This window comes from Nocardia sp. NPDC004722 (assembly GCF_053601505.1).
Genome location: NZ_JBSGBY010000405.1, coordinates 1 through 7,905 on the forward strand (window position 1 = coordinate 1; position 7,905 = coordinate 7,905).

Sequence of the window (7,905 nt, forward strand, 5' to 3'; positions counted from 1 at the left end):
CGCTGCCGCCGCGCCGTGTCCTGCTGAACCCGTTCGTACATGCGGACATTGGTGATCTTCACCGCGGCGATGACGGCCAATGCTTCGATGATCCGCTCGTCCTCGTCGCTGAATCCGCCGCCGCGCTTGTTGGTGAGATAGAGGTCACCCAGCACGCGCCCGCGGTAGCGGACCGGCACGCCCAGGAAGCTGCGCATGGACGGGTGCCCCTCGGGCCAGCCCTCGAAGGACGGATGTTTGGTGAGGTCGGCCAGTCGCACCGGGTCCTCCCCCGCCAGCACCGCGCCGAGCACGCCCCGCCCGCACGGCCAGTGCCCGATGCGGGCGATCGTCGCCTCGTCCATGCCGACCGGCACGAACTGCGCCAGCCGCCGCTCGCCGGTGCCCTCGTCGGGTTCCAGCAAGCCCAGCGCACCGTATTCGGCGTTCACCAGCCGGACCGCCGCGGTCACCAATTGCCGCAGCACCAGATCCACGTCGAGGTCCGAGACCACGGTGTACACCGCTTCGACCAGGTCGTGCAGGCGTTCCCGCGACGCGGTCAGCTCCCGCAATTCGTCGGGTACGACGCCCCATGGCTCTTCGGACATGAACCACAGGCTACTCATCGGCAACCTGGGGACATTTGTCTCTGGGTCCGGGTGTCGCGAGGGAGAAGTCTGTTATCAGACCATTCGGCTGATTTAGGAGTCACACAATGACGATGATCGGAACCGAACCGCGCACCGAAGCCTGGACCGGATTCAAAGGCGGCCTGTGGCGGGACGCCGTCGACGTGCGCGATTTCATTCAGCAGAACTACCGGCCCTACGAGGGCGACGGCAGCTTCCTCGCCGGAGCGACCGCCCGCACCCTGGGCATCTGGGACAAGCTGAGCGCCATGTTCCCGGCCGAGCGCGAGCGCGGCATCTACGACGTGGACCAGCACACCCCCTCGACCATCACCGCGCACAAGCCGGGCTACATCGACGAGGACACCGAGCTCATCGTCGGCCTGCAGACCGATGCGCCGCTCAAGCGGGCCATCATGCCCTACGGCGGCTACCGCATGGTGCAGACCAGCCTCGCCGCCTACGGCGTGGAGGAGGACCCGCGCGTCGCGGAGATCTTCACCAAGTACCGCAAGACCCACAATGACGGCGTCTTCGACGCCTACACCGCCGATATCCGCGCGGCCCGCAGCGCGGGCATCGTGACCGGACTGCCGGATGCCTACGGCCGCGGCCGCATCATCGGCGACTACCGTCGCGTCGCCCTCTACGGTGTCGACAAGCTGATCGAGGCCAAGCAGGCCGATCGCGTCGCACTCGACGATCTCTGGGCCGATGACGAAACCATCCGCCGCCGTGAGGAAGTCAGCGAGCAGATCCGCGCGCTCGGCGAGCTGAAGGAGATGGCCGCCGCCTACGGCTTCGACATCTCCAAGCCCGCGAGCACCGGTCAGGAGGCCATCCAGTGGCTGTACTTCGCGTACCTGGCCGCGGTCAAGGAGCAGAACGGCGCGGCCATGTCGCTGGGCCGGACCGCGAACTTCGTGGACATCTACCTCGAGCGTGACCTGGCCGAGGGCCTGATCACCGAGGAGCGCGCCCAGGAACTGGTCGACGACTTCGTGATCAAGCTGCGCATCGTGCGCTTCCTGCGCACCCCGGAGTACGACGAGCTGTTCTCCGGCGACCCGACCTGGGTGACCGAGTCCATCGGCGGCATCGGCTCCGACGGCCGTCCGCTGGTGACCCGCACCAGCTTCCGCTACCTGCAGACCCTCTACAACCTGGGCCCGGCCCCGGAGCCGAACCTGACCGTGTTCTGGTCGCCGGCGCTGCCGACCGGTTTCAAGCGGTTCTGCGCGCAGGTGTCCATCGACACCAGCTCCATCCAGTACGAGTCGGATGAGCTGATGCGGCCGCGCTACGGCGACGACACCGCGATCGCCTGCTGTGTCTCGGCCATGGAGGTCGGCAAGCAGATGCAGTTCTTCGGCGCGCGAGTCAATCTCGCCAAGACGCTGCTGTACGCCATCAACGGCGGGCGGGACGAGAAGAAGGGCAAGGTCGTCGCCCAGGGCTTCGAGCCGATCACCGCCGAGGTGCTCGACTACGAGGAGGTCGACGCCAAGCTCGATCAGTTGATGGACTGGCTGGCCAAGACCTACGTCCACGCGCTCAACGTCATTCACTACATGCACGACAAGTACGCCTACGAGCGCATCGAGATGGCGTTGCACGATCTAGATGTGCGTCGCACCATGGCCTGCGGCATCGCCGGTCTGGCCGTGGCGGCGGACTCCCTGTCGGCCATCAAGTACGCGAAGGTCACCCCGGTGCGTGACGAGACCGGCCTGGCCACCGATTACGTGATCGAGGGCGACTTCCCCAAGTACGGCAACAACGACGACCGCGTAGATTCCATTGCCGCCGAACTGGTGGAACGCTTCATGCAGAAGGTCCGCAAGTACCCGACCTACCGCAATGCCGAGCACACCCAGTCGGTGCTGACCATCACCTCGAATGTGGTGTACGGCAAGAAGACCGGCAACACCCCCGACGGCCGCCGCGCGGGCGAACCGTTCTCGCCGGGCGCCAACCCGATGAACGGCCGCGACACCCACGGCATCGTGGCCTCGGCCATGTCGGTCGCCAAGCTGCCCTACGAGCATGCGACGGACGGCATTTCGCTGACCACCACGGTGACCCCGCAGGGTCTGGGCCGCAATGCCGAGGAGCGCGTCACCAACCTGGTGGGCGTGATGGACGGCTACGTCGCCACCAACGGCTTCCACATGAACGTGAACGTCCTCAACCAGGACACGCTGCTGGACGCCATGGAGCACCCGGAGAACTACCCGCAGTTGACGATTCGCGTCTCGGGTTACGCGGTGAACTTCGTTCGCCTGACCCGCGAGCAGCAGCTCGACGTCATCAACCGCACCTTCCACGCGAGCCTGTAACCCGCCCGCGCCGACATCGAAAGGTTGAAAGTCATGTCCACACCGGTCCTGCTGCAGCCGAGCATCGATGTCGGCGCACCCGGCGGTGACTCGCTCACCGGATCCGTTCACTCCTGGGACATCTCGACCGGGGTGGACGGGCCGGGCACCCGCTTCGTCACCTTCCTCAGCGGCTGCCCCTTGCGGTGCCTGTACTGCCAGAACCCCGATACGTGGTTGCGCGACAACGGAACTCGCATGAGTGTCGACGATGTGCTCGGCGAGGCGGCCAAATTCGTGCCGTTCATCCGTGCCTCCGGCGGTGGCGCGACCATCAGCGGCGGGGAACCATTGCAGCAGCCCAAGTTTGCGACCACCCTGCTGCAGGGGTTCCAAGGTCTCGGACTGTCCACCGCGCTGGATACTTCCGGCTACCTGGGGCGCCTTGCCTCCGATGAGCTGCTCGCGGCCACGGACCTGGTGCTGCTGGATATCAAAGCCGGGCAGCCCGAGACCTACCGTCGCCTGACCGGACGCGACCTGCAACCGACCCTCGACTTCGCCGTCAAGCTGGCCAAGCGCGGCAAGCGGGTGTGGCTGCGCTACGTGCTGGTCCCCGGCATCACCGACGCGATCGAGGAGATCGGCGCGGTCGCCGGATTCGCGGGCGGACTGGGCAATATCGAACGGGTGGACGTCCTCCCGTTCCACACGCTGGGCCAATCCAAGTGGGAGGCCCTCAACCGTCGTTTCGTGCTCGCCGACACCCCGACACCGACCTCCGAGCAGGTCGAACAGGCACGAGACGTGTTCCGGGCCGCGGGTTTGACGGCCTATTAGACCTTGTCGGGGACAAGGAACAGGGAATGAGCGCGGCGGGTAGTGGAGGTTTCGGACCACCACCCGCCGCGTTCGCTAACCGGATCCGCACCGACCACCTGCGAGGATGATCACCGTGGACAACTCAGACAAGATCAGAGTCTTCCTGCTCGACGACCACGAGATCGTGCGTCGCGGCCTGCAAGACCTCTTGGAGGCCGAGGGCGATATCGAGGTCGCGGGCGAGGCCGGCACCGCCGCCGAGGCGCTGCGCCGCGTGCCCGCCGTGCGTCCCGATGTCGCGGTGCTCGACGTCCGGCTCGAGGACGGCGACGGCGTCACCGTCTGCCGCGACCTGATGTCGGAGATGCCGGACCTCAATGTCCTCATGCTCACCTCGTTCTCCGATGACGAGGCGCTGCTGGGCGCGGTGCTGGCGGGCGCGAAAGGCTATGTCCTCAAACAGCTCCGCGGCCCGCAACTGGTGAACGCGATCCGCCGGGTCGCGGCGGGCGAAACCCTCATCGACCCCCGCACCGCCGCCGAGGTGACCTCGCGGCTGCAGGAACGCACCCCCGCCAACCCCCTCGCCGACGTCGATCTCACCGAACGCGAGAAGCAGATTCTCCTGCACATCGGCCAGGGCCTGTCCAACAAAGAGATCGCGGGCAAGATCTATCTCTCCGAGAAAACGGTCCGCAACTACGTCTCCGCACTACTCGGCAAACTCGGCCTGGCCCGCCGCTCCCAAGCCGCCATCCTCGCCGAACACCTCCGCCACGAACACGGCGACAACTGGGCCGACGGGGTGCGCTGAGAACCGATTCAGGAACGCAGCTGCTGGTGTAGTCGGGCCGCCTCGCGCGTGAGATGGTCGCGCTCGGGGATGGTGGTGGCTGTCCTGGATGCCTCCGCATACAGCGCTGCGGCCTGTTCCAGATCGCCCGCGCGTTCGTGCAGGTAGGCGCAAACGGCGGTGTGGCGGGGCAACTCCGGGTCGAGGTCGGCCAGTGCGGCCAGTCCGGCTTGCGGTCCGTCGGCCTCACCGACCGCGACCGCGCGGTTCAGGCGCACGATGGGGCTGTCGGTGAGGTGGAGCAGCTCGTCGTACCACTCCACGATCTGGACCCAGTCCGTCTCTTCGGCCTTCTGCGCGTCGGCGTGCAGGGCGGCGATCGCGGCTTGCGCCTGATACTCGCCGAGCCGGTCGCGGGTCAGCGCGGCTTGCAGGATCTCCACGCCCTCGGCGATAGCGGCCGTGTCCCAACGGGATCGGTCCTGTTGCGCGAGCGGAATCAGTCGGCCGCCGTCGCCGGTGCGCGACGCCCGGCGGGCATGATGCAGCAGCATCAGCGCCAGCAGCCCCGCGACCTCGGGGTCGTCGGTGGCGGCGGCGAGTTGGCGGGCGAGCCGGATGGCCTCGGCCGAAAGGTCGACATCACCGCTATAGCCCTCGTTGAAGACCAGGTAGAGCACGCGCAGCACCGTCGGCAGATCGCCGGGGCGGTCGAGCGACTCCCCGGAGATGCGCCGCTTGGCGCGGCTGATCCGTTGCGCCATGGTCGCTTCCGGGACCAGATAGGCCGCCGCGATCTGCCGGGTGGTCAGACCACCGACCGCGCGCAAGGTCAGCGCGACGGCCGACCCCGGCGACAGCGCCGGGTGCGCGCACAGGAAATACAGCCACAGGGTGTCGTCCGCACCGGAGACCGGGCCCGCCTCGGGCTCGATCTCCACGGCGAGTTCTCTTCCCCTGCGGGAGGTTTCGGCGCGGACGGCATCCAGGAACTTGTGCCACGCGGCCGTGACGAGCCAGCCCTTGGGATCGCGCGGCGGATCCTCCGGCCAGGTCTCCAATGCCCGGATCAGCGCCTCCTGCACCGCGTCCTCGGCCGCCGCGAAATCGGCTCCGCGCCGGACGAGGATGCTGATCACCGCGGGGACGAGATCGCGCAGCAGACCTTCGTTCACTCGGTCACCGTGGGCAGATCGGTGAAGAACGGTCGGATCTCGAGCCACTCCTGGATCGGCTTGCCGCCCGCCCCCGGAGCCGCCGACAGCTCGGCGGCCAATTCCAGTGCCCGCTCATAGGTTTCGACGTCGATGATCGTCCATCCGGCGATCAGATCCTTGGTCTCCGCGAACGGGCCGTCGGTCACGGGCGGCTGTCCCTCGCCATCGGAGCGCACCCAGGTCCCCTGCGGCGACAGCGCCCGATGCTCGACGAATTCGCCGGTGGCCTCGAGCCGCGTGGCGAAATCCGCCATGTACTGGATGTGAGCCGTGACCTCCGCAGGCGTCCACTGGTCCATGGGCACGAAGTCGGGCGGCAGCGGCGCGCCCCGGTAATGCTTGAGCAGCAGATATTTCGGCATGTTGATCTCCTCCCGTCTCAAGCATTCTGGCGCTCGGCGCGCTGCCGGACCAGTTCTTCGACGGCGGTGGGCAGGGTGGTGTCGAAGTCGATGAGTTTGGCCCAGGTCGGGGTGATGACGACGCGGACCATGCCGTCGTAGAGCGAACGCACCTCGGCCTCCCATTCGACGCGCTGCTCGGGAGTCATCTCGTAACTGCCGTTCATCTGCAGGAACTCCTCCGGGATGCCGTCCACCACATCCAGTTCCACCGTGCCGCGGATGAGCAGGATCCGGGGCGGGTGCACCTCGGTGTCGATGGTCAGGGCGACCTGCGGATTACGCCGCAGGGAGTGCAGTTTCGGCGCGTTCTTCGTGGTGCAGACCACGATCTGCGAGCCGTTCCAGGTGAAGGCGATGGGGATGTTGCGCGGCGTGCCGTCCTTCGCCACGTAGGCCATCCGCAGCAGGTCACGGGACAGCAGTTCCTGGCTGATCGGACGCTCGAGGATCTCGGTGATCTCGGTGGGTCGCATGGCTGGCTCCTTCGTCGGTGTCGAGGCCGTTTCGGTGGCTCGTACCCCTGGGACGGTGCCACTCGACGGTTCTCGACATACCCGACTCGGAAATTTTCAAGATTTTTTGCGCGGCTGCTGTTCGGCGATCACCGCCCAGTCGTCCGCGGCCCGACCGTCGGCGATGACCTGGTCGAACACGTCCTTCAGCAGGTCGCCGAACGGCAGAGAGATCTGCTCCCCCGCCGCCGCATCGAGGGCGAGGCCCACATCCTTGCGGCCGAGCGTGGCAGTGAACCCGGCCGGTTGGTATCGCTGCTCCGCGATCATCGACCCGTAGCCGGAGTAGACGGGCCCGGGGAACAGCGTCGACGACAGCAGTTCCACGAACTGACCCGGGTCTGCCCCGGCCGCCTCGGCGACGCTGACCGCCTCCCCGAGGGACTGGATCGCGCAGGCGATCAGGTAGTTGCCCAGAATCTTGACCGTATTGGCCTGCTCGGGCCGCTCGCCCAGCCGCCAGGTGCGCGATCCGATGACGTCGAAGAACGGCTGGGCCCGGTCGATGAGCCCGGACTCGCCCGCGGCGAGGATGTTCAGCGCACCCGCCTCCGCGACGCTGACCCGGCCGAACACCGGCGCGGAGACATAGCCGACCCCGTGCGCGGCGTGCGCCTCGGCGGCCCGGCGGGCCAGCTCGACGCTCACCGTGGCCACATTGACGTGCACCGCCCCGGGCGCGGCCTCGCGCAGGACACCGGAGTCGAGAAACGCCTCCGCACAGGCGATGTCGTCGGACAGGACCGAGAACACAATCGGAGCCTGGAGGGCCTCCGCGAGGGAGGCGGCGGGCTTCGCGCCGTCCTGCGCGAGCTCTTGCGCGGGCCCCGCTGAACGGTTCCAGACCACGGTCTCGTGGCCCGCCCGCACCAGATTGCGCGCGATCGCCCGCCCCATCGCGCCCAGACCGATGACCGCAACCTCGCCCATCACAACCTCCATTCGTGAACCGTCCAAGACGGTTCCCATTGTTGCGTGGGTCGGCGGCAAAGTCGAACCGGTTAAGATGGTTCGGCAGTGTTTCGCTCAGTATGGAAGGTGGTGACAGTGGAAGCCCGTCAGCTGTTCCGGCTGGACAACGAGGTGCTGGCGTTCCGATTCACCGCCACCATCAGCGACCGCGCCGCCGCGACTCCCCGCGAGCGACTCGCGGAGCCCGACCGGCTCGAACTCTGGTTGCGCGCCGCAGGACTCGACGTGCCGGGTGTCTCACCCGCCGAGCTCCGGG

At 67.4% G+C, this 7,905-nt stretch carries 9 protein-coding genes; 4 read left to right on the forward strand and 5 right to left on the reverse strand.

Annotation, left to right across the window (positions count from 1 at the left end):
* Positions 1 to 590: GAF domain-containing protein (locus ACWELQ_RS31115; RefSeq protein ID WP_452400595.1), on the reverse strand; the 590-nt coding region annotated here is incomplete at its 3' end.
* A 113-nt stretch (positions 591 to 703) separates the two neighbouring features.
* Here ACWELQ_RS31115 and pflB point away from each other — a divergent pair.
* The 3 genes from pflB to ACWELQ_RS31130 all read left to right on the forward strand — a co-directional run bounded on the left by pflB (position 704) and on the right by ACWELQ_RS31130 (position 4,565).
* Positions 704 to 2,950, forward strand: a complete 2,247-nt coding sequence (pflB, locus tag ACWELQ_RS31120; RefSeq protein ID WP_452400603.1) for a formate C-acetyltransferase — start codon at positions 704 to 706, stop codon at positions 2,948 to 2,950.
* A 33-nt stretch (positions 2,951 to 2,983) separates the two neighbouring features.
* Complete coding sequence (gene pflA / locus ACWELQ_RS31125) at positions 2,984 to 3,769, forward strand: pyruvate formate-lyase-activating protein (protein ID WP_452400596.1); 786 nt, start codon at positions 2,984 to 2,986, stop codon at positions 3,767 to 3,769.
* A gap of 115 nt (positions 3,770 to 3,884) precedes the next feature.
* Positions 3,885 to 4,565 carry a response regulator gene (locus ACWELQ_RS31130; RefSeq protein WP_452400597.1) on the forward strand — a complete coding sequence of 227 codons (681 nt, stop codon included), beginning with the start codon at positions 3,885 to 3,887 and terminating at the stop codon, positions 4,563 to 4,565.
* Positions 4,566 to 4,573: 8 nt separating this feature from the next.
* On the opposite strand, the gene ACWELQ_RS31135 is transcribed toward ACWELQ_RS31130, so the two are convergent.
* The 4 genes from ACWELQ_RS31135 to ACWELQ_RS31150 form a co-directional block, all read right to left on the reverse strand.
* Positions 4,574 to 5,719, reverse strand: coding sequence for an RNA polymerase sigma factor (locus ACWELQ_RS31135; RefSeq protein ID WP_452400598.1), 1,146 nt, complete (start codon positions 5,717 to 5,719; stop codon positions 4,574 to 4,576).
* Positions 5,716 to 6,123: a YciI family protein gene (locus tag ACWELQ_RS31140; protein WP_452400599.1), complete on the reverse strand. Its 408-nt coding sequence runs from the start codon at positions 6,121 to 6,123 to the stop codon at positions 5,716 to 5,718. Before ACWELQ_RS31140 ends, ACWELQ_RS31135 begins: the two co-directional genes overlap by 4 nt.
* 17 nt (positions 6,124 to 6,140) lie before the next feature.
* Positions 6,141 to 6,638 carry a pyridoxamine 5'-phosphate oxidase family protein gene (locus tag ACWELQ_RS31145; protein WP_452400600.1) on the reverse strand — a complete coding sequence of 166 codons (498 nt, stop codon included), beginning with the start codon at positions 6,636 to 6,638 and terminating at the stop codon, positions 6,141 to 6,143.
* A 96-nt stretch (positions 6,639 to 6,734) separates the two neighbouring features.
* Positions 6,735 to 7,607, reverse strand: a complete 873-nt coding sequence (locus ACWELQ_RS31150) for an NAD(P)-dependent oxidoreductase (protein WP_452400601.1) — start codon at positions 7,605 to 7,607, stop codon at positions 6,735 to 6,737.
* A 117-nt stretch (positions 7,608 to 7,724) separates the two neighbouring features.
* Between ACWELQ_RS31150 and ACWELQ_RS31155 the strand changes: the two genes are divergently transcribed.
* The coding region (locus tag ACWELQ_RS31155) for an ABATE domain-containing protein (RefSeq protein WP_452400602.1) at positions 7,725 to 7,905 on the forward strand (181 nt) is incomplete at its 3' end.

Excerpts from the sequence above, each read along its gene's own strand:
- pflB (WP_452400603.1), top strand. The coding sequence starts at position 704 with ATGATCGGAACCGAACCGCGCACCGAAGCCTGGACCGGATTCAAAGGC.
- pflA (WP_452400596.1), top strand. The coding sequence starts at position 2,984 with ATGTCCACACCGGTCCTGCTGCAGCCGAGCATCGATGTCGGCGCACCC.
- ACWELQ_RS31140 (WP_452400599.1), bottom strand. The coding sequence starts at position 6,123 with ATGCCGAAATATCTGCTGCTCAAGCATTACCGGGGCGCGCCGCTGCCG.
- ACWELQ_RS31145 (WP_452400600.1), bottom strand. The coding sequence starts at position 6,638 with ATGCGACCCACCGAGATCACCGAGATCCTCGAGCGTCCGATCAGCCAG.
- ACWELQ_RS31150 (WP_452400601.1), bottom strand. The coding sequence starts at position 7,607 with ATGGGCGAGGTTGCGGTCATCGGTCTGGGCGCGATGGGGCGGGCGATC.